Here is a 26,555-nt window from a genome sequence, read left to right on the forward strand (position 1 = left end):
GGCTCACCTCTCCCGGTTCGGGTCGTCGGTCTCCAAGCGCACCGGCAGCGAGCGCAGCGCCGCGGCGGCCACGGACTCCGCTTCGGCGACCGACTCCCCGGTCGCGATGACGCCGCCGAGCACGTCGGTCCCGCTGCCGCAGCGCGGCAGCCTCGTGCCGGCGCGGGGGCGCACTCCCCAGAACAGGTCGTGCACCCGCGGGTCTCGCGGCACCTGGCCGAGATCTCCCGCCCAGGCCACGAATTCGCCGTCCACCGGGCGGAACCGCTGCACCACCGCCCGGCACCGGGTGGGCACGAGCTCGTCGACCGCGAGCGGCCTGCCCAGGGCGAGCCGGGCCAGGTTGGGCAGCGGGTCGACGCCGGTGCTCAGCGGCATCACCTCGGTGGCGATCCGGGCGCCGGTGATCCGCGCGGTGATCTCCAGCAGGAACACCTCGCCGTCCGCGGTGCGCAGCACATCGGTGTTGATCACAGCGGGATCCAGTTCCAGGGCCCGCGCGGCGGTGTGCACGACCGCCAGCACTTCGCGCACCTGCTCCGCGGTGAGCGCGGTGGGCAGGGTGTCACCGCTTTCCAGGAAGTGCGGTGCGAACAGCTCCTTGTTCCGGTAGTCGCGGTCGGCGAACCCGACCGGGTGCAGCACGCCGTCGGCGAGGAACGCGACCGCGGTGTGCTCGGTGCCCTCCAGGAATTCCTCCAGCACGATCCGGCCGGACCGGCTCAGCCGCAGCGCCCGCTCGACCAGCGGCCGCGCGGTCTCCGGACCGTCCACTTTGGCCACCCCCACCGATGAGGACCGGTCGCACGGTTTGACCACGGCGGGCAGTCCCAGTTCGCGCAGCCCGTCGAGCGCGCCGCGCAGCGTCGTGGCCACCGCGTGGCGGGGCGTGGCCACTCCGGCCGCGGCGAGCCGCCGCAGCCTGCGGTGCTTGAGGGTGCAGTCCAGCGCGACGCGCTCGGGCAGGCCCGGGCAGCCGAAACGGGCCGCCAGCCCGCTCACGGCGGGCGGGTTGTCGCAACCGAGGGACAGCACACCGTCGAGCCCCGTGATCCCGGCTCCGGCGAGCCCGGCCGCGACCGCGTCCGCGTCGTGCGGGTCGACCCGCAGCACGGTGCCCGCGTCGCGGTGCGCGGCCGGCCCGGGGCGTTCGGTGGCGACCACGACCTCCAGGCCGAGGCGGGCCAGCGCGGAGACCGACCCGTCCATCCCGGCGCCGACGCCGCAGACCAGCAGCCGGCTACCCACGGGCGGCCACCTGCAGCACCTGGAACACCTCGGCGTGCCCGCCACCGGAGGTCAGCACGCCCCGGTAGGACGCCAGGCCGCGCACTCCCTCGTCCCAGCGGGCGTGCGCGAGCTGCGACCGGTAGCAGCCCATCGCGGCCACCTTCGCCTCCAGGTGCTCGCCGATGTCGCGCACGTGCTGGAACCGGGCCAGCGGCGACCACACCTCGTAGCCCAGCACCAGTTCCGGCGCGGACATCGGTTCGCCCGCTTCGCCGAAGAACGACGACTGGGCCATCCACAGCGCCTCCACTCCGAGCCGGTGCACCGCGCGGTGCTCGACGTCGTCGTCGTTGTCGTGCGGCAGGTACACCACCTGCGGGCGGGTTTCGCGCAGCGCCCGCACCACGTCGAGGTGCAACCGCCGGGACGACCGCAGATCGCGGGAGGGCTCGTCGAGCCGCACGCACCTGCTCACCCCGAGCACCGCGCAGGCGTCGGCGGTCTCCTGGGCGAACTCCTCATCGGTGACGTCGTCGTCGAATCCGCTGCGTTCGCGTTCGACCACGACCACGACGGTCACCCGCGCTCCGTTCGCCGCGTGCGCGGCGATCGACCCGCCGCAGCCGATCACCTCGTCGTCCGGGTGCGGCGCGAGCACCAGCACGTCGCGGACCCCGGTCACGACGCGCTCGCCGGGACGAGTCCGTACCAGCGGGCCCACTGCGCGGTCAGCGCGATGCCGTCGGCGAACGACACCCGCGCGTGGTGGCCCAGCTCCCGCCGCAGCTTGCCGAACTCGGCGCGGCCGGGCTGGCGGTACAGCGCCAGCTCCCAGTCCGCAACGGTGCACCGACCCGCTCCGGACGGGGTGCCGTGGCCGAGCATGCCGCGGAAGGCGTCGAAGAACGCGCCCCAGCTGACCGGTTCGTCGCTGCCCACCAGGTAGCGCTGCCCCGCCGCGACGGGCGCGGTGACGGCCAGCCGTGCCGCGTCGGCGACGTCGTCGACGTGCACGGCGTTGCTGATCCCGGCGTCCCCGGTCGGCAGGTGCTCGTAGTCGGCGGCGGGCCGCGTCAGCTGCGCCACCGTCCACTGCTCGGCCCACGGCCCGTAGATCACCCCGGGTTGCAGCACCACGGTCTCCAGCCCCTCGCCGTGCGCCCGCAGCACGAGGCGCTCCGCGGCGAGCTTCTGCTGCTCGTACTCGCGGTCGCCGGGATCGTCGGGGCGGGCCGGCGCCGACTCGGTGATCCGCTCGATCGTGGTCCGGTCGTAGACGTCCAGCGTGCTCAGGTGCACGACGCGCCGCACACCCGCCCGCCGGGCCGCGGCGAGCACGTTCGCGGTTCCCCCGACGGTGGTGGCCCAGCGTTCGTCCTCCGATCCGCGCGAGCCGAAGGCGCAGTGCACGACCACGTCGACGCCGCGGAACGCGTCCTCCAGCGCCTCCTGGTCGAGCAGGTCGGCGACCCGGAACGACATCCGCTCCTGCGGCAGCAGGGCGAACCTGGCCACCCGCCCGAACCCGCGCACCACCGGCACGACCCGCTCCGCCCCATCGAGCACCAGCCGTTCCACGATCCGCCCGCCGACGAGCCCGCTCGCTCCGGTCACGGCCACGGTTCTGTCCGCAGTGGTCATCCAGACATCCCTCCAGGTCTTCGATCGTCTCGTCAGCAGCGGAAGCCGATCAGCGGTGACCGGCTCGGACACGTCGGCACCCGGCCCGCTGCGGCTCGCCCTCGGTGGACTCCTAGGCGCGGACCGCTCCGGCGTCGCCGGTGATCCAGGGCTGGGCCCACGCGCGCCGGGCGGGGCCGTGGTAGCAGCGGTCGATCAGGTCGACGACGGCGAGCCCGTCGGCGGGAACGGAGTGCGGTGCGGTGCCGCGCTCGACGGCGGCCGCGAAGTCCGCCAGCTGCTCCACGAACAGCAGCTCCCACTCGCCCTGCGCGGGCGCCACCGGTGCCACGTCACCGCGGTGGAGCTCGACGCCGTCCGCGGTGATCAACGTGCACTCCCCGGCGGGGAAGTCCGTACCGATCGTGGCCGTCGCCCGGTCGCCGACGACGGTGCAGCCGCCGCCGAGCGGCCGCAGCCTGCTCAACGACACCCGCGCCTCGACCGGTCCGAACCGCAGCGACAGCTCCGCGTCGGACTCGACGCCGCCGAGGGAGTTGTCGCGGTAGTCGGCGACTTCCACGTCGGGCCCGAACCACCACAGCAGGGTGTCCAGGACGTGCGCGCCGGTGTCGGTGAGCACCCCGCCCCCGGCCAGCGCGCGGTCGAACATCGACCAGCTCACCGGTTCCCACCCGTAGGGCGCCCCTTCGACCCAGTCGACGCGGCGCACGTCGCCCAGCTCGCCGGACCGGATCAGCCGCCGCACCCAGGCGTAGGCGGGGAACAGCCGCCGCGGGTGCGCCATGGCGAGCACGGCCGCACCGGAGCGGGCCCGCTCGACCAGGTGGCGCGCGTCGGCGGGGCCGGTGGTCATCGGTTTCTCCAGCAGCACGTGCTTGCCGTGCGCGAGCAGATCTTCGGCCACGGCGCGGTGCGCGGTGTGCGGGACGACCACCACGGCCGCGTCGAACTCGTCGAGGACCTCGTGCACGGCGGTGGCCGGCCGCACGTCCCCGGTACCGGAGTGCGCCCGGTACACCTCCAGGGCCCGCTCGGCCTCCCGCGGGCTCCGGTCGACCAACGCGGTCAACCGCACCTGCGGTCCGGACCGGGCGAGCGCGGGCAGATGGCATCCGCGCGCCGCCGCTCCGCAACCGACGACGGCCAGGCGAAGTGATGACATGGTGGAACCTCCGTTCAACGGCCGGGATTCGACCGAGACGTCCTTCGTCCGCAGGCGGTGCGGCCACCGGCACCGCTACTCGGATCCGCCCGAGGCGGGCGGTTCGTGGTGCAGCCAGAGGTTGGGTTCCGCGTAGGTTCCGGTGCCGTCCTCGGCCACGACGATCGGAGCCAGGGCGCCGGGTACGAGGTAGCGCCCCGGCGCGGGTATCGGCAGGTCCAGCAGTTCCGCCCAGCGCTCCGCCGGTTGGCTGATCACCAGCGAGCGTTCGGCCACGGCCAGCCGCCGCGCCCCCAGCTCCAGGTGGGTCCGCAGCCACGGGTCGAAGCAGCGCCCGTCCCGGTCGGTCCAGTCGGCGTAGTCGCCGAGCGGGATGAGCGGGTACCGGCACTTCCTGGTGGGCCGCAGCGGGACGAGCACGCCGCGCCGGACCCGGCGGGCCGCGCGGTCGATCAGCTCCCGCAGCAGGATCCGGGCGTCGCCGCTGCCGCGGTGCACCGCCGAGACCGACAGCGCGCACACGACGTCGTGCCCGCTCCGCCCGGCGTTGTCGATCACCTCGACGAGCACGTCGTCGGAGCCGCCCGGCAGCCCCGGCACCGTCCCGTCCCACCAGGCGGGCAGCGCGTTCGCCGCGGCCCGCAACGACCCGTCCTCGGCCAGCAGGCACAGCTGCCATTCGGGGAACAGTTCGCCGAGCCGGTGCCAACGCCAGTTCCCCGGCGATTCCCAGCTCATGAACGCGGGCATGTTGCGGCCGACGAGGGCGTCGACGTCGGCGGTGAGCTGCGGATCCCTGGCGAGGTCGGTGAGCACGGCTCAGCCCAGCAGGCGGGATTCGGCGCCGGCGCGCATGTCGCGGGACTTCGCCAGATCAGCGGTCACGCACACCCGTTTGAGCCAGCGGTCGGTGCCGTCGTAGCGCGCCCGGAACGGCAGCCTGCCGTGCACCGCGCGGTGGTTGTTGAGGACCAGCAGGTCGCCGACGTCGGCGACCACGGGACGCATCCGGGCGTCGACGTGCTCGACGATCGCGCGGAACGCGCGCGCGGCCTCCGCGTCGGTGGGCTCCGCCATGAAGTACGGGTCGAGCCGCAGGCACGGGGCTTCGCGGTCGCCGAACAGCACGGCCACCGGCCGCTGCTCGTCCAGCATCCGCTGGATGCCGTCGAAGCGGCCGCCGCGGGTGCCGGTGCTGTTGTTCTTCGGCAGGTGCGACTCGTCCGGCGCGATGTGGAACCGCTCCTGGAACAGGACGTCCACGTCGTGCGGCGACAGCGCGGAGACGTCGAGCTCGCCGACGGTCGTCGGCACGTGGTCGGGGTTGCGCAGCGCCGCCAGCAGCAGGAAGTCCCCGCGGTACGGGTGGAAGGCGTCCTCGGTGTGCCAGGTCAGGAGTTCCCGGCTGCCGAGGCCGAGCTGGTCGTTCTCGTGGGCGCGGACGGGGAAGATGTCGTGCACCAGCACCCCGTCCTGCTGGGTGGCCCAGCCGAACGGTTCGCCCAGCAGCGCCGAGTACAGCAGCAGCAGGATCTCCTCCGGGAACTCGGGGCCGGGGCGGTGGCGGGCGCGCCAGTGCTCCGGAGTCGGGCCGATGCGCTCCTGGTCGACCAGGTGCCCGCGCACGACGCAGTAGCCGGCGCGGTCGCCCATGGCGAACTCGCGCAGGTGGCGCTGCACGCCGTAGGGCAGCTGGCCGGCGAGGTAGGGCAGGTCCAGCATGAGCCCCGGATCGTCGAACGACGGGTAGGCGCGGGACACGGCCAGGACGTGCTCGGCGATCGTGCGGGCCTCGTCGGGTTCCAGGACGTAGGGCGCGCGGTCGGCTTTCGACATGCCAACTCTCCTTCCTGCGAGGACTACCGGTGCGGGGTGGCAGGTGCCGGGGCGGTCCGCAGCTGCGCGGACAGCCGTCGTGGCGTGCGGTGGCCGAACAGGACGCGGGGCCGCAGTTCCCGGGCCGGGTCGAGTTCGCGGCGCAGCTCGGCGATCAGGCGCAGCGCCAGCACCGAATGCCCGCCGTGGACGAAGAAGTCGTCGTCGGGGCCGAGGTCCGGCGCGTCGAGCACGTCGCGGAAGCAGCGCAGGACCGTGGCCAGCAGCGCGTCCGAACCGGTTCCGCCACCGGAACCGGCCGGCACGGCGGTCCACGACACCAGCGCGTCGCGGTCGACCTTGCCGTGGGCGTTCTTCGGGAGTTCCCGGACGTGGTGGATGCGGTGCGGCACGAGGGCTTCCGGCAGCACCGCGGCCAGTCGCGCGCTCAGCCGCGCGGACCGCGCCTCGGGGAGCGCGGGTGCGCAGCCCGCGGCCGGGGCCGAGCCGTCGCCGACCACCAGGTAGGCCCACAACGCGGTGCCGGTGCGCGGGTCGGCCAGCACCACTGCCTGTTCGGCGGGTGCGTGTTCGGTGAGCAGCCGCTCGATGCGCGCGGGTTCCACCCGGTGACCGCGGATCTTGAGCTGGTCGTCCACCCGGCCGGCGAACACGAGCTGGCCGTCCGCGTCGATCCGTCCCAGGTCGCCGGTCGCGCAGATGCGCGCCCCGGTGCGCGGGTCCCGGCCGAAGCGCGCGTCGGTGGTCCCGTCGACGTGGCCGCGTCCGACGAGGGGGCCGCCGAGGTGGATTTCGCCGGTCTCCCCGTGCGCCACGGCGGCGCCCGCGGCGTCCCGGATCGACACCTCGACCTCCGGCAGCGGTACGCCGACGGGGACTTCCGACGCCTCCGCGGGGAGGTTCCCGTCGTACGTGGTGGAGGTGACGGTGCATTCGGTCAGCCCGTAGACGTGCACCAGCCGGACGTCGTGGGCGCGCTGCCACGCCCGGTAGGCGTCCGGGTCCATGCGCTCGCCACCGACGAGCGCGGTGTGCAACGCGCGCGGCGGCGGCCGCCGGTGCGCGGCGAGCCAGCGGCCGTACTCCAGCCAGTACTGCGTGGACAGTTCGACGACGGTGCTGGCGGTGTCCTCCAGCATCCGGTGCAGCTCGTCGAGCGCCGGTACCCGATCGTCGCGGCGGCAGACCACGGCGGCTCCCGCCGTCAGCGCGGGGAACACCTCCTCGATGAGCACGTCGAAGCCGAGCGAGGCGAGCTGCGCCCACCGGTCGTCCGGTCCCAGCCGCAGCCGGTCGCGCACGGCCGGTGCGAACCGGGACAGGGAATTCCGCTCGATCGCGATGCCCTTGGGCGCGCCGGTCGATCCGGAGGTGAACAGCACGTACGCCAGCTGGTCGCCGTCGTGCAGGTGGCGTCGCCAGTCGCACCGGCCGCCGGCCCCGGACCGCCCGGGAACCAGCACGGGAACCTCGCCGAACACCGCGGGATCCGCCCGGTCGGCGAGCCACATCTCGGCGTTCGCGCCTGCGGCGATGGCCGCTCGGGCCGAACGCGGCAGCGCGCCGTCCAGGACGGTGAACGCCGCTCCGCTCTTGAGCACCGCGACCATGCCCGCGACCGTGCTCGCCGGGGAGGCCAGCGCCAGGCCGACGATCCGTTCCGGCCCGGCACCGCGTGCGACGAGGTCCGCGGCCAGCGCGTCCGTGCGCCGGTCCAGCTCGCGGTAGGTCAGCACCGGTCCGCCGTCGATGATCAGCGCGGGCCGGTGCGGACCCTCGCCGACGCACCGCTCCCACTGGGCCAGCAGGTCCGCTTCGGCCGTCATGACCGCGCTCCGCGCAACCAGGCCGACAACTCCCCGAGTCCCGCCCGGAACTCCCGTTCGGCGCCGCCGAACCCGAGCCGCACCCCGTCCGGCCTGCCGAACGCGCTGCCCGGCACGAGCAGGGTGCGGTGCGCCTCCAGCAGGCCGAGGCAGAACGCTTCGCAGTCGGCGGCCTCCCCGCTGAGCCCGCGGATCTCCAGCAGCGCGCACACCCCGCCGAGGGGTTCCTGCCAGCGCACGTGCTCGGCGTGCTCGGCCACCCAGGCGCGCAGCCGGTCGAGGTTGCGCCGCGCTTCGGCTCGGCGTGGTTCGATCAGCGCGGGGGCGCGGCGCATGGCGCGGGCGGCGATCAGTTCGACCAGCGGGGACAGGAACAACGTGCTGCGGTCGCGCCGCGGGAACGTGGCCCGCAGCAGTTCGGGTGGCCCCAGGCACCAGCCGACGCGGAGCCCGGGGAGGCCGAACGCCTTGGAGAACGTGCCGTAGGACAGGGTCCGCTCGTAGCGGGACGCGGGCTCGGGCAGCTGGGCCCAGCGGTGGGTGATCTCGGAGAACGCCGCGTCCCAGACGAGCAGCGCGCCGGTCGTCGCGACGTGGTCGACGAACGCCGCCCAGCCCTCCGGGGACAGGGTGCGGCCCGTCGGGTTGTGCGGGAAGTTCACGATCACGGCCGCGACGTCGCCGGTGATCAGTTCGGCCAGCACGGCCGGGTCCACGTGGCCGCCGCGCACCGCCCCGGTCGGCAGCACGGCGACCTCGCAGCCGATGGCCGCCGGGTAGTGCCCGAGCGCGTGGTAAGCGCTCTCCTGCACCACGACCCGGTCACCGGGGCGCAGCACCACCGGCAGCGTGAGCGCGATGGCTTCGCTGGAGCCGTGGGTGACCAGCACCCGGTCCGGGTCGCCGTCGCCGTAGCGGTCGGCGATGGCTCGGCGGACGTCCGCTCCGCCTTGGGAGTCGCTGTCGTCCATGAGCACCGCGTCGAGTTCGGCCCGGCCGATGCCGCAGGCGAGGCGCACTTGCTCGAAGGTGTAAGGCCGCACCCCGCTGGAGCTGAGGTCGAGCACGCCGGGTCGCAGGTGGCGGCGGTACCACTCCTCCAGCAGCGGGGCCGAGTTCGCCGGAACCTGGTCCGGCAGCCGTGTTGCCCTCAACCTTGCGTCCCTTCCTCAAGCCGGCGCGGGACGGCGGCGCTCCCGCGATCGATCTCCTACGAGGACGACCCTCGAACGGTGCGCCGAAATGGTCCGAACACCCGTGAATCGCCAGGTTCGGCCGGAATCGGTGCCGAGGTCCGGATCAGAATCGCCACGTCCGCTCCGCCGCGTCAAGCGGGCGGTGTTCGACCGCGCAAATACGCGGTCGAACACCGGGAGAACGGTGTCACCCGAATGTGTGCGCACATTCCACGAATGCCGCGGATGATCGCACTCCGGGCACGTGCAATACCCCGATCCGAGCGCGTCGCAAATCCGGTATCGGTATTCACGGTCGCCGCGCGTTGTGCGATCATCGCCACGTGATCGAGCAGCAGAACGACTCCCCGAGCACCGGAATCACCTTCCGCAGGGCCGGGAACGGAGATGAAGCCGCCGTCCGCGCGATCGACGGATCCTTCACCACGAACACCATCTTCGAAGTCAGCGGGGACGAAGACGGTTTCCGCTTGCGCGAGATTCCGGTGTCACCTCCGATCAACAAGGTGTTCCCCGCCGATGCGGAAGAGGACGACGAGGACGACGACCCGGTTCGGTTCGTGTGCGTCGACTCCGCCGGAGTGGTCTGCGGTTTCATCGACCTCGAACACGAGCCTTGGAATGGCCGGATGACCATTTCCGATGTGGAAATATCTCCGGAGCAACGGGGGCGCGGAATCGGTCGCGAACTGGTGAACCTGGCCATCGGCCACGCCCGCGAACTGCGGGCCCGAACCCTGTGGCTGGAGGTCACCAACATCAACGCGCCCGCCATCAACGCGTATCGGCGCCTGGGCTTCACGCTCTGCGGACTGGACACCTCGCTGTACCGGGGAACCGCGTCGGAAGGCGAAACGGCGCTGTTCATGAGCCGCGACCTGACCTGAGCACCCGGGTGCCGCCGCGACCGGCGACGACTCGGTGACGGGTGCACGCCCCGCGAGACCGCCGTCGCCGGAACCGTCCGCGGCGCTCGTCGCCGACGTCGCCCCGGGCCACCCGTCGCCCGCGGAGTGACCACCGTTCGGGAGGACCGATGCCGGTAGAGGACGACCGCGGCGCACCACCGCCCTTCGGCGACGTCGGCACCGGCGAGCCGGTGGTGCTGGTGACGGGGTCCGGCGCGGGCGGATCGACGTGGCACCTGCAGGTTCCGGCGCTGGTCGCGGCCGGGTACCGGGTGCTCACCCCGGACCACCGGGAGCACTCGGCCGGTGGTGCCGACGATCTCGTCGCGGACCTCGTCAGGTTGATCGAACGCGTACGGCTGGGGCCGTGCCGCCTCGTCGGCACGTCGCTGGGCGCGCACGTGGTCCAAGAGCTGCTGCTGGCCCGTCCGGACCTCGCCCGGCAGGCGGTGCTGCTGGCGACCCGCGGCCGCGCCGACGCACTGCGCGCGGCCATGGTGGCCGCCGAACGCGAACTGCTCGCCAGCGGCGTCGTGCTCCCGCCCGGGTACGCGGCGGTGCAGCGGGCGCTGCAGTTCTTGTCCCCCGCGACGCTCAACGACGACGTGCGGCTCACCGACTGGCTGGACCTGTTCGAGGCGTTCCCGCCGGAGCGCGCGACGGAACTCGTGGACGTCGCGGCGGACCGGCTCGACGCCTACCGGGCGATCCGGGTGCCGACCCTGGTGATCGGGTTCGGCGATGACCTGATCGCGCCGCCGCACCTGGGTCGCGAGGTGGCCGCGGCCATCCCCGGAGCGCGCTACATGGAGATCGCCGACTGCGCCCACTACGGCTACCTCGAACGGCCGGAGGCGGTGAACTCGGCTCTGCTCGACTTCTTCGCACCACCGTCCGCAGGCCGCACGCCGCCGACGTGATCGGCGGCGTCGACACCCCCGCAGGAGTTCCGCACCGCCGGTACCGGCGGTGGAGCGCTCGAACGGGTGCACCCCGCTCGGGTCGGACGACGACACCGGCCGAACCCGGCGGTGAATATCCGCGATCGGCCTCGGCGACCCGGTTCGCGCCGCTACGTTCCGGAGGAACGACGACCGAGACCACGCGCTCTTTTCGTCACCGTGCCGAAAGGCGCCGGAGTCGGGAGACGCGCGAGAACGATCTCCTTCGGCCCCTTCGGCGGGCCGGAAGACGAAGGAGCCGCACCCATGAAGCTGATCAGCGCGGACCGGGTGCTGGCCGGGCCGGCCGGGCGGTGCCTCGAAGACGGCGCCGTCCTGGTCGAGGGCGCCCGGATCGCCGCGGTCGGGACGCGCGAGCAGCTGCGCCACCGGGAGCACACCCGGCACGAGCACTGGTCCGGCGCCACCCTGCTGCCCGGGCTGATCAACGCCCACGTGCACCTGGTCTTCGACGACACCGCCCCCGATCCGGCCGCCCTGGTCGAGCGGGTGCGCACCACCTCCGACGAGCGGCTGCACGAGCAGGCGGCCGGGCGCGCGCTGCGGGCACTGCGCTCCGGCACGACGACGCTGCGGGACTGCGGCGACCGGGACGGGATCACCGCGCGGCTGCGGGACGAGATCCGCACCGGCGCCACCACCGGCCCGCGCCTGATCACCACCGGACCGCCGCTGACCGTGCCGGACGGGCACTGCTGGTTCCTCGGCGGTGCCGCCGGAACGGACGAGGAGTTGCGCGAGCGGGTGCGGCGCAACGCCGAGCTCGGCGTCGACATGATCAAGGTGATGGCCTCGGGCGGGCAGATCACCCCCGGCTCCCCACCGAGCTGGCAGTCCCAGTTCGACCGCGACCGGCTGCGCCTCGTCGTCGCCGAAGCCGAGCGGCACGGGCTGCCGGTCGCCGCGCACGCCCACGGCACCACCGCGATCCGCGACGCCGTGGCCGCGGGCGTGCGCACCGTCGAGCACTGCTCCTGGACGACCGGGCCGGGTGAGGTGCACCGCGACGCCGCGACCGCCGCGGAGATGGCCGCGCGCGGTGTGCACGCGTGCGCGGCCTCCTCCCGCAACTGGCGGCGGATCATCGACTCGCTGCCCCCGGAGGTCGCCGAGCAGGTCTACGGCCGGTTGCCGTGGCTGGCCGAACGCGGCGTCGGGCTGATCACCGGCACCGACGCGGGTCTGCCGGCCAGCCCGTTCGACGACCTGGCCGGGGCGCTGCAGCTCTACGTCCACCTCGGGTTCGCCGCCGACCGCGTCGTGGAGATGGCGACCACGACGAGCGCGGCCGCGCTCGGGCTGGGCGAGGTGACCGGCCGGCTCGCTCCCGGCTTGGACGCGGACCTGCTCGTCGTCGACGGTGATCCGCGCACCGGCCTCGCCGCGCTGGGCGCGGTGCGCGCCGTGTTCGCCCGGGGCGCGGCGGTCGGCTGAACCTCAGCTGAGGTCGAGGACCGCTTTGCCGTGCAGCCGGGCGCCGCGCAGCTGGTCGATGGCCTCCCCGGCCCGCTCCCAGTCACCGCGCCAGGAGATCTCCGGGTGCAGCCGCCCGGTCGCGACTTGCCCGGCCAGCCAGGTCAGGTCCGCGCCCAGCCCAGGGGCGGAGGGCATGAAGAACGTGACCAGGTGGCGGTCGTCGTTGCCGGGCGCGCCGAACAGCTCGCCGTGCGGGAAGTGCTCGGCTTCGCCGGTGGTGTGCCCGACGGCGACCAGCGTGCCGCCCGGGTGCAGCTTCCGGAACGCGCTGACCAGCTGCGGGCCGCCGACGTTGTCGACCACGCCGTGCACGGGTGCGTCGAGCTCGTCCGGCCCGCCGATCACCTCGTGGGCACCGAGGTCGCGCAGCTCGTCGCCGCGTGCGGTGGTGTCGCGGGTGGAGGCGATCACGTGCGCCCCGCCGAGGCGGGCGAGTTCGACCGCGTAGCGCCCGACTCCGCCGGTGGCGCCGGTGACCAGCACGCGCCTGCCGAGGATCGGGCCGAGGCGGCGCAGGGCGCGCAGCGCGCTGGCCCCGGCGACCGGGACGGTGCTGAGCAGCCCGAGGTCGGCTCCCTCGGGCGCGGTGCCGATCGCGTCGGTGTCCACGGCGCGCAGCTCGGCCCACCCGCCCTGCATGGCCATGGTGACCACCGGGGTGCCTGCGGCCGGGCCGGATCCGTCGGCGGCGGGGCGTTCGACGACGCCCGCGGCGTCCCAGCCCAGCAGCGTGCCGTCGGGCGAGCCGGGCAGCAGGTCGGTGACCTCGCCGTAGTTCAACGAGATCGCCGAGACCCGCACCAGCGCCTGGTCCGGCGCGGGTGCGGGGTCGGTGGTGCGGCCGAGCCGCAGCCCGGTGGGTGCGGAGTGGTCGACGAGCAGTGCACGCATGGCGCCGCGCCTTTCCCCTGGGTGGAGTCGTCGCTCGGACGCGACCACCCATTTATGCCACCGAGTGGCAGTTGGCGTCAAGTGGCATACCCGGTGGTGATCCGACCGGCCGGAAAATCCGTCGCACCCCGAACCGCCGCGTGACAGCATCTGCCGCATGCCCGCAGCCGTGACCGCGCAGCAGCGCGCCGACCGCACCGCCCGCGCCCTCGCCGCCGCCACCGCGGCCGGCCGCGACCTCGGACTCGACGTCGGCGCGGCGACCGTGCTGCACGACGCGTTCTCCGTCGTCGTGCACCTGTCCCCCTCCCCGGTCGTGGTGCGGGTGCCGACCGTGCTGCCGGGCGGTACCGACGTCGAGACCCAGGCAGCCCGCCAGCGCAGCGAGCTCGACGTCGTGGCCTGGCTGGCCGAGCAGGGCGTGCCCGTCGTCGCGCCGAGCCCGCTCGTGCCCCGCGAACCGGTGCGGCGCGACGGCTTCTCGATGACCTGCTGGCAGCTCGTCGAGCACGACACCACCGCCGAACCCGACTACCTCGACCGCTGCCGCCTGGTCGCCGACCTGCACCTGGCGCTGCGCAGCTACCCCGGCGCGCTGCCCTTCCTGGACGCGGTCGACCTCGGGATGATCACCCGCGGGCTCGCCGACCTCGCCGAGCTGCCCGAGCTGCTCGCCCCCGCCGACCTGGAACGAGCCCGCCGGGAATGGGACGTGCTCGCGCCGCTGGTGCGGTCCCGCCAGGAGTTCGAGGCCGCGTTCCCCGGCGTCGGCATCCAGCCGATCCACGGTGACGCGCCCGCCGTCAACATCCTCACCACGCCCGGCGGCGACCTGTTCGCCGACTTCGAACTCGCCACCTCCGGGCCCGTCGAATGGGACCTGGCGTTCCTCGGCGCCGACGCCGCCACCACCTACGACGCGGCGGCGCGCGCACTCGGCCTGCGCACCCTCGACGACCGGGTGCTGCGCCTGGTCGACGCGATCGGCGTGCTGCGCTCGGTGGCCTGCCTCGCCCTCGCCCCGCAGCTGCCGATGCTCGCCGAAGCCGTCGCCCCGGTGCTCGACCGCTGGCGGGACGGCCCCTTCGCCGGTGGCTTCGAGCGCTGACCTCGCCCGCCTCCGCGCCACCGGGTGCCGTCCGTCCCCGAGCGGCATCCACCACTCGGGGACGGACCTGCGCGTAGGCTCGGCCGCATGCCCGAGGCCCCCGCAGGTTCGCTGCGCGAGCGCAAGAAGCAGCGCACCCGCCAAGAGCTGATCGACACCGCGTTGGAGATGTTCACCGAACGCGGCTTCGACGCGGTCACCCTCGACGAGCTCTGCGCCGCCGTCGAAATCTCCAAGCGCACGTTCTTCCGCTACTTCACCAGCAAGGAAGACGTCGCGATGGCCCCCAGCCAGGACATGTGGGCCGCGCTGATCGAACGGCTGCGCGCCGGTGAACCCGGCCTGGACCGCACCCTGCTGGACTCCGTCCAGGACGACCTGCTCGCCGTCGTGGCGGACATGCCCGAAGGATGGGCGCGCCGCACCCTGGCCGCGCACCGGCTCACCGCCACCACCCCGTCGATCAACGGGCACAACCTGCACTTCTGCGACCGCACCACCCGCACCGTCCGCGACGTGCTCGGCAAGCGGTTCGCCATCCCCGACGACACCACCGATCCGCGGCCGCGGATCGCCCTCGACGTGCTGATCTCCGCGACCCGTTGCGCTCACGACGCGTGGGCCGCCGGGAGCACCGGCACCCGCGACGAGCTGCTCGCCCACCTGCGGACCGCGTTCGCCGCGATCCCCGGCGCGCTCACCTGCACTCCGCACGTGCGGGGCTGAACCGCGCACGCCTCGCCTTCGGCCGGGTCGTGCTGCTTCGCCGCCGTTCCGGGTGCTCGGCGCCCTCCCCGGCTCGCCGATGGGGACCCCGGTCGACGCCCTCGGGTTCGCCCCGATCAGGGCGGTGCTCCTGGGAAGAGCGCGCTGACCTCCGGAATTCTCGCCGTTCCCGGCCCCGGCGCGAGCCCCGCCACCTAGGGTGAGCGGATGTCGTCGATCAAGCAGGTCCAGGTCACCTTCGACTGCGCCGAACCGGAACGCCTCGCCCGGTTCTGGTGCGAGGTGCTCGGTTACGTCGTCCCGCCACCGCCGGAAGGCTTCACGAGCTGGGCGGAATACGACCGCACGCTGCCGCCGGAACGGCAGGGCGCCGGGTTCGTGTGCCGCGACCCCGAAGGGCAGGGCCCGCGGCTGTACTTCCAGCGCGTTCCCGAAGGCAAGGTCGTCAAGAACCGGGTGCACCTGGACGTGCGGGTCGGCACCGGCCTGGTGGGCGAGGAGCGCGTCGCCGCGCTCGAAGCGGAATGCGCCCGGCTGGTCGAGCTCGGCGCGCAGCGGGTGCGGCTGCTGGTCGCCGACGAGTACGACGAGTCCTGCCTGGTGATGCAGGACATCGAGGGCAACGAGTTCTGCCTCGACTGACCGCCGTTCAGCCGCGCCCGGCGGGGAACCGGCTGGTGCCGCGCAAGAAGCGGGTGATGCGCTGCCACCGCCCGCCCAACGGCTCCGCCCGGACCGGCGCGGCCGGAGCGGTGGCGCGGGCCCGCGCGCGCTGGTCGCGCCAGTCGGCGACGAGTTCCTCCACCTGCACCAGGCCCAGCGGCACCTGCGGTCCGGTCGGGGTGCGCAGCCACGCCAGGATGCGCCGGTTGAGCTCCGCGGCCGCATCCCGCACGGCCTGCTCGGACGGCAGCTGCCGCACCTCGCCGCGGAGCCGTTCGGCCTCCTTGCGCAGTTGCAGCGGGGTCGGCAGCAGCGCCTCGCGGGACAGGCCTTCGCGATCGACGTAGCCGCGGACCCACCACAGCTCGTCGTGCGGCTCACCGGCGCCGGGCAGCGGGCGGCCCAGGCCGTCGAGGTCCTCGAAGTCGCCGCGTTCCTGGGCGACGCGGATCTGCCGCTCGATCCACGTCTCGAACGTCGTGCCGTGCGGTTTGCGCTCGGTCATGCCGCCCTCCCGCGTCGTCGCCACCGGCTCCCACGATATCCGCGGCTCCACGGCCGATCGAGCGCCGCTCAGCGCGCCGCGAACGCGCGCAGGTGGCGAACTTCTCCCAGCACCTGGCCGGCCGACCCGGTGCCGGGAGAAGAGCTCCGGCGCGGAGCGTCCCACCGGCACCACCACCTCGGCGCCGAGGAAGGGGGCGCCGACCAGGTCAGCTTTCAGGTGCGCAGGTGGGACGCGCCGTTGACGTCGAGCACCGCGCCCGAGGACCAGGTCGCCTCCGGTGAGGCCAGGTACAGCACGGCCGAAGCGACCTCCTCCGGCGCCGCGACCCGGCCGAACGGGCTCTGCGCCCGGATGTCGGCGCCCTGCTGCCCCGCCAACCGGCCCGCGACGCGTTCGGTCTCGACGAACCCCGGCGCCACCGAGACCACCGCGATGCCGTGCGGCGCCAGCGCCACCGCCAGCGACTGGCCGAGCGCGTGCAGCGCCGCCTTGCTCGCCGCGTACGCCGGGTGGTCGGGTTCGCCGCGGAACGCGCCGCGCGACCCGACGTTGACGATGCGCCCGGTGGCGCCGCGTTCGATGAGGTGCGCGGCCACCTGGTGGCTCAGGTTCGCCGCGCCCAGCAGGTTCACCTCGACGGTGCTGCGCCACGCGGCCTGCCAGTCGGCGTAGGAGGTGGTCGCGGGCGGGTGCGGGGTCATCACCGCCGCGTTGTTGACCAGCACGTCGAGGGCGCCGAGCCCGTCGACCGCCTCCCCGACCAGGCGCTGCACCTGGCCGGGGTCGGCGAGGTCGGCCCGCACCAGCACGTGCCCGGAACCGGGCAGCGAATCGAGGGTGCGGGCGGCGTCCTCGGGCCGAGAGGAGCAGTGCACGGCCACCCGGTCCCCGGCCTGGGCGAACGCGGTCGCGATGGCCCGCCCGATACCGCGCGAAGCGCCGGTGACCAGCACCCCGCGCCCGGATTCGGCCGAGTGGTGGGAAGAACTCGACATGGGACTCCGATCGCTGGGTCTCGACTTCTGCTGTGGAACGGGTGGCGGAACCGCACCGCGTGTCCTCGAACCTGCGCCGCGGGCCGTGTCCGTGTCCTGTCAGCGGCGAAGCCGATGAGCAGAGACCACGCACGCAGCTCGACCACCCGCGGGTTCCGCCACCCCAGTGCTACACGACGAGAGTTGAGCAGAGAGGCCGGTCAGCGGGTCGACTCGAACAGGTCGACGACCTCGTCGGTGGTCCCCGTTTCGCCGAGGCGCGGGAAGATCCGCTCCAGGCTGTTGCGGTGCGCCTCCGCGTCGAGGTCGGTCATCGCGTCGGTGGCCAGTGTGACGTGGTAGCCGTGCTCGTGCGCGGCGCGCGCGGTGGACTCCACGCCGAGGCTGGTGGCGATGCCGCCGAGCACGATCTGGGTGACGCCGCGGCGCCGCAGCTGCACGTCCAGGTCGGTGCCGTGGAAGGCGCCCCAGTTCCGCTTGGTCACCACGATGTCGGCGGGGTGGCCGGCGAGTTCGTCGATGATCCGGTCCCAGCCCTCCGGGAACTCGCGGCGGCCGCCCCCGGCGGAGGTGCGGCCCGGCGCGGCGTCGGCGCCGTCGGCGGCGAAGCTGACCCGCACCAGCACGACCGGGGCGTCGTGCTCGCGGAACACCTCGGCGAGCCGGACGCAGCGCTGCACCACGTCGGCGGTGGTGTGCGGGGTTCCGGGCGCGCCGGCGATGCCGTTCTGCAGGTCGATGACGACCAGCGCGGTGCGCGGGTCGAGCGTGCTCAGGGACATGGGTGGAACCTTTCCGGGAGGGGTTTTCCGGTCGATCACCGCACCGCCGCGGGCCCGAGGCGCCGCAGGGTGCGGTCGAGCACCGTCACCACCAGCAGCAGGGCGGCGACGACGATCAGGAACAGGGCGAGGCCGTGCAGCCCGGTGGTGTCGGCTCCCCCGCTGAGGAAGGTGCCGCCTGCGGCGGCCGCGACCATCGCCCCGACGTAGGTGAAGGTGCGCAGCAACCCGGCGGAGGAACCCATCCGCTCGGGGTCGGCCTGGTGGTAGAGCGCCTTCTGGTTGGCGAGGCTGATCAGCCCCTGCGGGATGCCGACGACGACCGCGATCGCCACCAGCAGCCAGATCCCGCTGCGCGCGCCGACGAACAGCAGCAGCGCGCACGCCACCAGCTGGGCCAGGCCGCCGACGAGCAGCTTGCCGCGGACGCCGTCGCTGCGGCCGGTGGTGCTGGACACGACGATGCCGGTGAGGAACATCGGCAGCAGCACCAGCCCGGATTTGGTGGGCGTGAGCCCGCGGCCCTGCTCCATCCACTGGGTGTAGCCGAACAGGAACGCGTAGGAGACGGTGAACGCCAGCAGCGTCCGCGCGAAGGTGCCCAGCACCGGCGGGTTCCCGGCCAGCACCCGCAGGTCCAGGAACGGTTCCGCCGCGCGCAGCTCCCGCACCGCGAACCCGGCCCCGGCGGCGACCGCGAGCACCGGCAGGTACCAGTGCGCGGTGGAAGGCTCCATCAGGAACAGCAGCAGCGCGCTCAGCGTCGCCGCGAACAGCGCGATGCCGGGCACGTCGAGCGAACCCGAACCGGATTCGTGCCCGCCGCCGCGGGGCAGCCGCAGCGCACCGAGCACCAGGCAGGCCAGCGAGAGCGGGATGTTCACCGCGAACACGGTGCGCCAGCCGCCGAACCCGATCAGCAGCCCGCCGAGGGTGGGGCCGACCACGGCGATGGTCTGCGCGGAGATCGCCAGCGCGGTCAGCACCCCGTTCGGGCTGTCCCGCCCGGTGCGCCGCGATTCGCTGCGGATCAGGTGCATCGCCGCCGGGTAGCCCGCGCAGGTGCCGAAGCCGATCAGCACCCGCGCGACGACGAGCACGCCGAGGTTCGGCGCCAGCGCCCCGAGCACTCCGGCGATCCCGAGCAGCGCCGCACCGGCGAGGAACAGCCGCCGCGGGCCGTGCAGGTCCACCAGTCTGCCCACCACGGGCTGGCCGATGGCGGTGGCCAGGTACAGCGCGGACACCAGCCACGCCGTCTCGGCGGGTGGCGCGCCGAGGGCGGCGCCGATCGGCACCAGCGCCACGGCGATCATCGAGGAGTTCACCGGGTTCAGCGCCGACCCGAGCACCATCGGGGCGATCAGCTTCCGGTCGAAGCGCTCCTGCCCGGTGGCGGTCACCGCTCCGCGACCCGTTCCAGCAGCGCCATCGCCTCGATGATCACGTGTCGTTCCTGTTCGGTGCAGCGTTCCTGCAGGGCGGTGGTGAGCCATTCGCGGCGGGCCTGCCGATCGCCTTCGGCGCGGCGCTTGCCCGCGTCGCTGAGCGTGATGAGCTGCCTGCGGCCGTCGGCCGGGTCGGGGCGGCGTTCGATGAGCCCGTGCTGGTCGAGGGCGGCGAGCGTGCTGGCCATCGATTGCGGCCGCACCCCTTCGGCGACCGCGAGCACGCTGGCCGAGGAGTCGCCCTCCTTGCCGAGCCGGGTGAGCACCGAGGTCTGCGAGGGGGTGAGGTCGTCGCCGACGGCCAGCTCGCGCAGCCTGCGCCGCAGCCTGCCGACCACCACCCGCACCTCGCGGGAGGCGCGCACCGCCGAGTCGTCGTTCCCGGTTCCCGTCATGCCCCCACGGTAAATTCGACAGGCTGAACTGTCCAGTCCCACCTGTCCAGTTCGACCTGCTCAGCCTCGACTGCCCGGAATGCGCGATCGTCCCGAACCGGACGCACCGCCGCGCCAACTGGTAGAAGGGCGGTATGAGCGAACAACCGCAGGTGCAGGACCACCCGGAGCGCAACCGGTTCGAGATCACCGTCGGCGGCGAGCTCGCCGGGTTCGCCGACTACCGGCGCACCCCCGGGCACGTCGACCTGGTGCACACCGAGATCGACCCCGCCCACCAGGGCGCCGGGCTCGCCGGGACGCTCGCGAAGTCCGCGCTCGAGTCGCTGCGCGCCGAAGGAGTGCAGGTCACGCCGTCCTGCTCCTACATCGCCGCCTACATCCGCAAGCACCCCGACTACCTCGACCTGGTGCCCGAGTCCGCGCGCGCCGCCCTCTGATCGCGCGGGCTACCGTCGTCCGGTGAGCAACACCGAGCCGGACCCCGCCGAACGCACCGTCTGCGACGGGCCGCCCACCGGCACCGCCGAACCCCGCGCGGACCTGCTCGAACCGCGCGACGTGCCGCTGGGCGGGCCGCGGGCGATGCGGGTGCGGCGCACCCTGCCGCACCGGGACCTGCGCATGGTCGGCGCCTGGTGCTTCGTGGACTCCTACGGTCCGACCGACCTCGGCGGTGGTCCGGGGATGCAGGTGCCCCCGCACCCGCACATCGGGTTGCAGACCGTCAGCTGGCTGCTCGACGGCGAGATCCTGCACCAGGACAGCCTCGGCAACGCGCGGCTGGTGCGGCCCGGGCAGCTGAACCTGATGACCGCGGGCGGCGGCATCGCCCACTCCGAGCAGACCCCGGCCGAGCACTCCCCGGTGCTGCACGGCGTGCAGCTGTGGATCGCCCAGCCCGAACGGGACCGCAACGGGCCAGCCCACTTCGAGCAGCACGCCGACCTGCCGGTGCTCACCGAGGACGGCGGCCGCATCACCGTGATCAACGGCGAGCTCGGCGGCGCCACCTCACCGGCCCGCACCTGCACCCCGCTGGTCGGCGCCGAGATCGCGCTGCGCCCCGGTGGGCGGGTGCGGCTGCCGCTGCGCCCGGACTTCGAGCACGCGGTGCTGGCGCTGTCGGATCCGGTGGAGGTCGACGGCACCGCGCTCACCACCGGCTCGCTGCTGCACCTCGGCGAAGGGCGCCGGGAGGTCCTGCTGTCCGCGGAATCGGCGAGCCGGGCCCTGCTGATCGGCGGGGCGCCGTTCGACGAGGAACTGGTCATGTGGTGGAACTTCGTCGCCCGCACCCACGAGGAGGTCGTCGAAGCGCGCCGCGACTGGGAGGCCGAGCGCACCGGCCCCAGCCCGGACCGGTTCGGAGCCGTGCCCGGCTACGACGGCGCCGCGCTGCCCGCGCCCGAACCACCCCGCGCACGCCTGCGCGCCCGCCCCCGGGCCCGGCACCTGGAGCGCTGAGGCGGCTCACCGGGCCCGGTCGGACCAGACGACCTCCCCGTCCACGACCGCCGAGGTCGGGGACAGGCCCACCGCGCGGGCGACCGCGCTCGACCGCCGGTGTCCGGCACGGATGTGCGCGGTCAGCTCGCCGACGCCCTGCTCGTGCAGCCAGCCGGCCATGGCACGCGCCGCTTCCTGCGCGTAGCCGTGGCCCTGGTGCTCGGTGCCGACGACCCAGGCGAGCGCGGCCCGCAGCAGCCCCGGCTCCGGGCGGGTGAGCGTGGCCTGCACGGTGCCGCGAACCCGCCCGTCGGCGCGGCCGCGCACGATCCAGTTCAGCCAGCCCTGCTCGCCGTCCGGGGAGTGCCCGGCCACCTGCCACCGGTAGCGCGCCGCGAGCTCGTCGGCGGAACGCGGTTCCCCACCGGTCCACTCGTGCAGCCGCACGTCGTCGAGGACCGGCGCGGTCTCCCGCGCGTGCTCGACCCGCAGCGGTTCCAGCCGCAGTCGAACCGTCAGCAGCGGCGCGGCGGCCGGCCAGGCCGCGAGATCGGACACGCCGCGGATCGTAGCCGCGCAGGCCACCGGCGGCCGGGCACCCGTCACCGGGGCCCGGCGGCCCCCGGCTCGGGTCCCGCGGTGAACACGTGCCCGCCGCGGTGCTCCGGCCACCCCGGGTCGCCGGTGGCCACGAACGACACCCACGCCCCGTGCAGCCGATCCGCCAGAGCACGGTCCGGCTCCTCCCCGAGCAGCCCGGTCGGCCCGGTGGCGACCGCCAGGTTGTGGAACACGAACGGCAGCTCCAACCCGTGGCAGGCACCCAGCCGGCCGCCGAAGCGCGGCGAGCGCCAGGTGAACTCGGCGACGTGCGTGCGCCCACCCGAATCGCGGTGGCGCGCGGCGAACTCCCTGGCCGGCAGCCGGAACACCAGGTCGGTCAGCGCCGCCGACAGCGCCTCGCCCGCCGGGCGCCGCCCCAGCCCGTAGGCCGCGAGCACGCCGGACGCGTCCGGGTGCGAGGCACCGAGCGCGGCGACGGCCTGCTCGTCGGTGGTGGAGTCGACGACGCCGGAGGCCGCCAGGTACAGCGCCATCTCCTCCCGGCAGGTGCTCACCAGCACGTCGATCCCGGCCGCGCTGCCCGCGGCCACCGCCTCGCCCGGCGGCACCGGCAGCACGTCGTCGCCGTGCACCGGCAGGAACGCGCTGAGCCTGAACGACGGGTCGTGGCCGTGCTCGTCGCGCAGGTCCGGAGCACCGCCGGGCGCCATGACCGCTGCTTGCGCGGCCAGCAGCTCCCGCACCCCGACCCGCCGGAACGCCTCCGCCGTCGCGGGAACGCCCAGGTGCCGCGCCAGCGACTCCACCAGCGCCCGACCCAGGTCCCGCGAGCGGGTCATGCCGGTGTGCCCGCTCTGCACGATCGCCCGGTCCACCAGCCCGTCCAGCAGCGGCGAACCGAGCAGGTCCGCGATGCTCATCGCCCCGGAGGACTGCCCGCACACCGTGACGTTGCCCGGGTCGCCGCCGAACGCGGCGGCGTTCTCCCGCACCCAGCGCAGCGCGGCCAGCTGGTCGCGCAATCCCACGTTCGTCTCCCCGATCGGGGCGAAGCCCTCCGCTCCCAACCGGTGGTTGATCGCGACCAGCACCACCCCGGAGCGGGCGAACGCGGCCCCGTCGTAGAGCGGTGCCGCGCCGCCGCCGCTGACGAACGCGCCGCCGTGCACGAACACCAGCACCGGCAGCCCGGCGCCGTCCTGGTCCGGGCGGGTGATCTCGGCGGTCAGGTAGTCGTCGCCGCCGGACCACTCCGGGCCGCGCAGCACCGAGACGTCCAAGCCCGGCAGCTCCCCCGCGGCCTGCTGCGGCGCGACCGGCCCGACCCGGTCCGCCGCGCGCACCCCGTCCCAGCGCGGCGCCGGTCGTGGGGCCGCGAACCGCAGGTCACCGGTGGGTGCGGCCGCGTAGGGCACCGCGCGGAAGCGCACCACCCCGCCGCCGCGGATCCCGCGGACCCGCCCCGACGTGGTGGTGGCGATCGGTTCTGCCACTGCCCGGTCCTCCTCCTGCCGCGCCCGATCGAGTCGGGCGGATCACTGCGCGATCACCGGATCCTCCGGCGAGGCCCGCTGATCCCGTCGGACGATCTCGATACCGTGGCGATCATGACCAACCCCACGTCGTCCTGGGCGGACGGGCCGCTGCTGGCGTTCGACCTGGAAACCACCGGAACGGACACCGGCACCGACCGGATCGTCACCGGCACCCTGATCTCCATCGTGCCCGGCCGCGAACCGCAGGTCCGCACCTGGCTGGCCGACCCCGGTGTGGAGATCCCCGCCGAGGCCGCCGAAGTGCACGGCATCAGCACCGACCACGCTCGCGAGCACGGCCGCCCCGCCGCGGAGGTCGCCGCCGAGATCGCCGAAGCGCTGACCGACACCTGGCACCCGACGCGGCCGCTGTGCGTGTTCAACGCGCCGTTCGACCTGTCGCTGCTGGACTCGGAGCTGCGCCGCCACCACGGGCGGAAGCTGGAGGTGACCGGGCCGGTCGTCGATCCGCGCTGCCTGGACAAGCGGTTCGACCGCTACCGCAAGGGCAAGCGCACCCTCGGCGCCCTGTGCGAGCACTACCGGGTGCGGCTGGACTCCGCGCACGACGCCACCGCCGACGCGCTGGCCTGCGCCCGGCTGGCGTGGCGGCTGGCCAAGACCCACCCGGACGAGATCGGCACCCGCGCCCTCGCCGCCCTGCACGAGGACCAGACCGGCTGGCACCGCGACCAGCAGCACGACTTCGCCGGGTTCCTCGACCGCCAGGCCGACCGCGCCACCGACACCGCCGAAGCCGACGGGCTGCGGGCCCGCGCGGCCGACGTGCGCGCCCGCGCCGAGCACTGGCCGCTGGCGCTGGTCGCCGAACCGGCCTGACGGCGAGTGGGGCAACGGGTGCGGCGCGCGGAGCAGCCGCCCTGTCGGGTTCCCGTCATCGGGTCCGCCCGGGTCCGGCGCGCTCCTACGGTGAGCGCTTTCCGCAGGTGACGCGGCCGTGCGGGCCGCCGATCCCGCTCGTTCCCCGGACCCGAAGGACGTGCTGTGCCGAGCCCCGAACTCCCCGACACCGGCCGCGATCCGCGGTGGCGCCGCCGCGCCGTGACGGCCGCGGTCGCGCTGCTGGCCGCGGGCACCACCGCGCCGGCCACCGCGGCCGCCGAACCCGACGCGCGCGCCGGCGCGCAGACCCCGTTCACCTCGGGGGAAGCCGAGGACGCCGAGACCAACGGCACCGTGCTGGGCCCCGACCTCACCCAGGGCAGCCTCGCCTCGGAGGCCTCCGGGCGGCGCGCGGTGACCTTGGACGGCCCGGACCGGTACGTCGAGTTCACCCTCGGCGCCGACGCGAACGCGCTGACCGTCTCCGGCAACGTCCCGGACGGCACCGAGGGCACCGTGACCGTCTCGGTCAACGGTGAACGCCTCGACACCCCGCTGCGGGTCACCAGCGAGTACTCCTACCTCGACACCCCGGACATCGAAGGGTCGACGACCCACCACCTGTTCGACCACGCCCGCCTGCTGCTGGACCGCGACCTGCACGCCGGGGACGTGGTGCGGCTCCAACCGGGCACGGTGCCCTCCTACACCGTCGACGTCGCCGACTTCGAACAGGTCGCCCCCGCCCCCGAGGCGCCGCAGGGCTCGGTGTCCGTGCTCGACACCGGTGCCGATCCGACCGGCGCCGAGGACTCCGCGGCCGCGTTCACCGCCGCGATCGAGCAGGCCAGGGCCGCGGGCACCGAGGTGTGGGTGCCCGAAGGCCGGTTCCGCATCGACTCCCCGCTGGCCGTCGAACAGGTCTCGATCATCGGCGCCGGGCCGTGGCGGTCGGTGCTGCTGAGCTCGCACCTGATCGACCAGACCGAGTCCGCGGGCGGGGTGCGGCTGCGCGACTTCGCGGTGCTCGGCGACGTCACCGACCGGGTCGACGACTCCCCGGACAACTTCGCCACCGGCAGTCTCGGCGCGGGTTCCGAGGTGACCGGGTTGTGGTTGCAGCACCTCAAGGTCGGCATGTGGCTGACCGGGAACAACGACGACCTGCTCGTCGAGGGCAACCGGATCCTGGACACCACCGCCGACGGCATCAACCTCAACGGGTCGGCCCGCGGCGTGCGGGTGCGGAACAACTTCCTGCGCAACACCGGCGACGATTCGCTGGCCATGTGGTCGCTGCACGCGCCCGACACCGGCAGCTCGTTCACCGGCAACACCGTGATCGCGCCGAACCTCGCCAACGGCATCGCCGTCTACGGCGGCACCGATCTGCAGGTGCGGGACAACCTGGTCGCCGACACCAACGCGCTGGGCAGCGGCATCGCGATCTCCAACCAGGCGTTCGCGGCTCCGTTCTTCCCGCTCAGCGGCACGATCGAGGTGACCGGCAACGAGCTGGTGCGCACCGGGGCGATGAACCCGAACCGGCAACACCCGATGGGGGCGCTGCGGGTGGACGCGTACGACTCGCCCATCGAGGCCGAGGTCCGGATCGCCGGGACGACCGCGACCGGCAGCCCGTACTCGGTGTTCGAGTTCTCCTCCGGCGGCGGGCAGGGCCACGAGGTCCGCGGCGTCACCGTCGAGGGCGCGGAGCTGCGCGGCGTGGGCACGGTCGTCGTGCAGGCCGAGACCGGCGGTGCGGCCCGCTTCGAGCAGGTCACCGCGGAGTCCGTGGGCGCGGCCGGGGTGTACAACTGCCCGGACCGGGGGACGTTCACCGTCGATCTCGGCGCCGGCAACAGCGGCTGGGACGACATCTGGCCGTGCGGGACGTGGCCCGAGCCGTGAGCCGCGGCGGGTCTCCCCGAGGTCGATCCCGGGGAGACCCGCGCACGCAGCGAACAGGGCGGGTGTCCTGCGGTGCCCGCGCACCGGTCTCCTGCCACGGACCGTGAGCACGAAGGTGCCCGAACCGGCCCGCGAAGTCGGCACGGCCGCTCACGGTCGGCGACCGCGGGCGGGATGTGGCGGGGAACGCATCCCGCTTCTGGCCCTAGCGACCGCAGTGATCGCCGCAGTTGAGGACGATGTTCGGCACTGGCCGTGACAGTGCGCGGCGGATCACCCACATTTCGCGCCCACTCGGGTGGTGCTTTACCGGTCCGTTACCGGTAGGGTCTGATCCGCCGGTGGGTCACCCACTGGTGGTACTGGCCGTTTGCTCCCCGCAGAGTCGATACGGATGACACTTCAAGACGATCTAGTTCGCCCCTGGTTCCAGCCGGCGGTCCCGCCCGAGCAGCAGGACCGTTCGCGGCCCGATGCCGGACCGGTGACCACTCGCT

At 74.0% G+C, this 26,555-nt stretch carries 26 protein-coding genes; 10 read left to right on the forward strand and 16 right to left on the reverse strand.

Going from position 1 to position 26,555, the window contains the following annotated elements; all coding sequences use genetic code 11:
• Positions 1-3 precede the first annotated feature (3 nt).
• The 8 genes from H1226_RS13625 to vioD all read right to left on the reverse strand — a co-directional run bounded on the left by H1226_RS13625 (position 4) and on the right by vioD (position 8,852).
• Entirely contained in the window at positions 4-1,248 is a 1,245-nt protein-coding gene (locus H1226_RS13625) for an ATP-grasp domain-containing protein (protein WP_258349309.1), read from the reverse strand.
• Positions 1,241-1,912: a PIG-L deacetylase family protein gene (locus H1226_RS13630; protein WP_258349310.1), complete on the reverse strand. Its 672-nt coding sequence runs from the start codon at positions 1,910-1,912 to the stop codon at positions 1,241-1,243. Before H1226_RS13630 ends, H1226_RS13625 begins: the two co-directional genes overlap by 8 nt.
• Complete coding sequence (locus H1226_RS13635) at positions 1,909-2,871, reverse strand: NAD-dependent epimerase/dehydratase family protein (protein ID WP_258349311.1); 963 nt, start codon at positions 2,869-2,871, stop codon at positions 1,909-1,911. The genes H1226_RS13630 and H1226_RS13635 overlap by 4 nt, the downstream gene beginning before the upstream one ends.
• A 112-nt stretch (positions 2,872-2,983) precedes the next feature.
• The gene (locus tag H1226_RS13640) at positions 2,984-4,036 is read right to left on the reverse strand and encodes a Gfo/Idh/MocA family protein (RefSeq protein WP_258349312.1); all 1,053 of its coding nucleotides are present in this window, start codon (positions 4,034-4,036) and stop codon (positions 2,984-2,986) included.
• A gap of 75 nt (positions 4,037-4,111) precedes the next feature.
• Positions 4,112-4,852, reverse strand: a complete 741-nt coding sequence (locus H1226_RS13645; protein ID WP_258341050.1) for a hypothetical protein — start codon at positions 4,850-4,852, stop codon at positions 4,112-4,114.
• Positions 4,853-4,855: 3 nt separating this feature from the next.
• Entirely contained in the window at positions 4,856-5,872 is a 1,017-nt protein-coding gene (vioC, locus tag H1226_RS13650; RefSeq protein ID WP_258341051.1) for an arginine beta-hydroxylase, Fe(II)/alpha-ketoglutarate-dependent, read from the reverse strand.
• Positions 5,873-5,895: 23 nt separating this feature from the next.
• The gene (locus tag H1226_RS13655; RefSeq protein WP_258341052.1) at positions 5,896-7,698 is read right to left on the reverse strand and encodes a non-ribosomal peptide synthetase; all 1,803 of its coding nucleotides are present in this window, start codon (positions 7,696-7,698) and stop codon (positions 5,896-5,898) included.
• Positions 7,695-8,852 carry a capreomycidine synthase gene (gene vioD / locus H1226_RS13660; RefSeq protein WP_258341053.1) on the reverse strand — a complete coding sequence of 386 codons (1,158 nt, stop codon included), beginning with the start codon at positions 8,850-8,852 and terminating at the stop codon, positions 7,695-7,697. Before vioD ends, H1226_RS13655 begins: the two co-directional genes overlap by 4 nt.
• 365 nt (positions 8,853-9,217) lie before the next feature.
• Here vioD and H1226_RS13665 point away from each other — a divergent pair, with 365 nt between their 5' ends.
• The 3 genes from H1226_RS13665 to H1226_RS13675 all read left to right on the forward strand — a co-directional run bounded on the left by H1226_RS13665 (position 9,218) and on the right by H1226_RS13675 (position 12,198).
• Positions 9,218-9,781: a GNAT family N-acetyltransferase gene (locus H1226_RS13665; protein ID WP_258341054.1), complete on the forward strand. Its 564-nt coding sequence runs from the start codon at positions 9,218-9,220 to the stop codon at positions 9,779-9,781.
• A 149-nt stretch (positions 9,782-9,930) separates the two neighbouring features.
• Complete coding sequence (locus H1226_RS13670) at positions 9,931-10,722, forward strand: alpha/beta fold hydrolase (RefSeq protein WP_258341055.1); 792 nt, start codon at positions 9,931-9,933, stop codon at positions 10,720-10,722.
• 288 nt (positions 10,723-11,010) lie between these two features.
• A complete protein-coding gene (locus H1226_RS13675) occupies positions 11,011-12,198 on the forward strand; it encodes an amidohydrolase family protein (RefSeq protein WP_258341056.1) in 1,188 nt (395 codons plus the stop codon).
• Positions 12,199-12,201: 3 nt separating this feature from the next.
• On the opposite strand, the gene H1226_RS13680 is transcribed toward H1226_RS13675, so the two are convergent.
• Positions 12,202-13,131, reverse strand: coding sequence for a zinc-binding dehydrogenase (locus tag H1226_RS13680; RefSeq protein ID WP_258341057.1), 930 nt, complete (start codon positions 13,129-13,131; stop codon positions 12,202-12,204).
• 157 nt (positions 13,132-13,288) lie between these two features.
• On the opposite strand from H1226_RS13680, the gene H1226_RS13685 reads away from it, so the two are divergent.
• The 3 genes from H1226_RS13685 to H1226_RS13695 all read left to right on the forward strand — a co-directional run bounded on the left by H1226_RS13685 (position 13,289) and on the right by H1226_RS13695 (position 15,607).
• Entirely contained in the window at positions 13,289-14,239 is a 951-nt protein-coding gene (locus tag H1226_RS13685; RefSeq protein WP_258341058.1) for a phosphotransferase, read from the forward strand.
• Between the two features lie 87 nt (positions 14,240-14,326).
• Positions 14,327-14,965 (forward strand): TetR/AcrR family transcriptional regulator, encoded by a 639-nt coding sequence (locus tag H1226_RS13690; RefSeq protein ID WP_258341059.1) that lies wholly within the window; start codon positions 14,327-14,329, stop codon positions 14,963-14,965.
• Between the two features lie 207 nt (positions 14,966-15,172).
• Complete coding sequence (locus H1226_RS13695; RefSeq protein WP_224967809.1) at positions 15,173-15,607, forward strand: VOC family protein; 435 nt, start codon at positions 15,173-15,175, stop codon at positions 15,605-15,607.
• Between the two features lie 7 nt (positions 15,608-15,614).
• On the opposite strand, the gene H1226_RS13700 is transcribed toward H1226_RS13695, so the two are convergent.
• From H1226_RS13700 to H1226_RS13720, 5 genes are all read right to left on the reverse strand, one after another.
• A complete protein-coding gene (locus H1226_RS13700; protein WP_258341060.1) occupies positions 15,615-16,157 on the reverse strand; it encodes a DnaJ family domain-containing protein in 543 nt (180 codons plus the stop codon).
• Positions 16,158-16,348: 191 nt separating this feature from the next.
• A complete protein-coding gene (locus H1226_RS13705; RefSeq protein WP_258341061.1) occupies positions 16,349-17,131 on the reverse strand; it encodes an SDR family NAD(P)-dependent oxidoreductase in 783 nt (260 codons plus the stop codon).
• Between the two features lie 200 nt (positions 17,132-17,331).
• A complete protein-coding gene (locus H1226_RS13710) occupies positions 17,332-17,913 on the reverse strand; it encodes a hydrolase (protein WP_258341062.1) in 582 nt (193 codons plus the stop codon).
• A gap of 35 nt (positions 17,914-17,948) precedes the next feature.
• Complete coding sequence (locus H1226_RS13715; protein WP_309148729.1) at positions 17,949-19,316, reverse strand: MFS transporter; 1,368 nt, start codon at positions 19,314-19,316, stop codon at positions 17,949-17,951.
• A complete protein-coding gene (locus H1226_RS13720; RefSeq protein ID WP_258341063.1) occupies positions 19,313-19,756 on the reverse strand; it encodes a MarR family winged helix-turn-helix transcriptional regulator in 444 nt (147 codons plus the stop codon). The genes H1226_RS13715 and H1226_RS13720 overlap by 4 nt, the downstream gene beginning before the upstream one ends.
• A 134-nt stretch (positions 19,757-19,890) precedes the next feature.
• Here H1226_RS13720 and H1226_RS13725 point away from each other — a divergent pair, with 134 nt between their 5' ends.
• Both H1226_RS13725 and H1226_RS13730 read left to right on the forward strand, forming a co-directional pair.
• A complete protein-coding gene (locus H1226_RS13725) occupies positions 19,891-20,196 on the forward strand; it encodes a GNAT family N-acetyltransferase (RefSeq protein WP_258341064.1) in 306 nt (101 codons plus the stop codon).
• A 22-nt stretch (positions 20,197-20,218) separates the two neighbouring features.
• Positions 20,219-21,223 (forward strand): pirin family protein, encoded by a 1,005-nt coding sequence (locus tag H1226_RS13730; protein WP_258341065.1) that lies wholly within the window; start codon positions 20,219-20,221, stop codon positions 21,221-21,223.
• A 6-nt stretch (positions 21,224-21,229) separates the two neighbouring features.
• Here the strand turns inward: H1226_RS13730 and H1226_RS13735 are convergent, their stop codons facing one another.
• On the reverse strand, positions 21,230-21,763 hold the full coding sequence (locus H1226_RS13735) for a GNAT family N-acetyltransferase (RefSeq protein ID WP_258341066.1): 534 nt from the start codon (positions 21,761-21,763) through the stop codon (positions 21,230-21,232).
• Positions 21,764-21,807: 44 nt separating this feature from the next.
• Positions 21,808-23,262 carry a carboxylesterase/lipase family protein gene (locus tag H1226_RS13740; RefSeq protein ID WP_258341067.1) on the reverse strand — a complete coding sequence of 485 codons (1,455 nt, stop codon included), beginning with the start codon at positions 23,260-23,262 and terminating at the stop codon, positions 21,808-21,810.
• A 114-nt stretch (positions 23,263-23,376) separates the two neighbouring features.
• Here H1226_RS13740 and H1226_RS13745 point away from each other — a divergent pair, with 114 nt between their 5' ends.
• Together H1226_RS13745 and H1226_RS13750 are read left to right on the forward strand one after the other, a co-directional pair.
• A complete protein-coding gene (locus tag H1226_RS13745) occupies positions 23,377-24,144 on the forward strand; it encodes an exonuclease domain-containing protein (RefSeq protein ID WP_224961453.1) in 768 nt (255 codons plus the stop codon).
• 165 nt (positions 24,145-24,309) lie between these two features.
• Positions 24,310-26,058: a glycosyl hydrolase family 28-related protein gene (locus tag H1226_RS13750; protein WP_258341068.1), complete on the forward strand. Its 1,749-nt coding sequence runs from the start codon at positions 24,310-24,312 to the stop codon at positions 26,056-26,058.
• The last annotated feature ends 497 nt before the right edge of the window (positions 26,059-26,555 follow it).

Source organism: Saccharopolyspora gregorii (assembly GCF_024734405.1).
In the GTDB taxonomy this organism is placed as follows: Bacteria; Actinomycetota; Actinomycetes; order Mycobacteriales; family Pseudonocardiaceae; genus Saccharopolyspora_C; species Saccharopolyspora_C gregorii.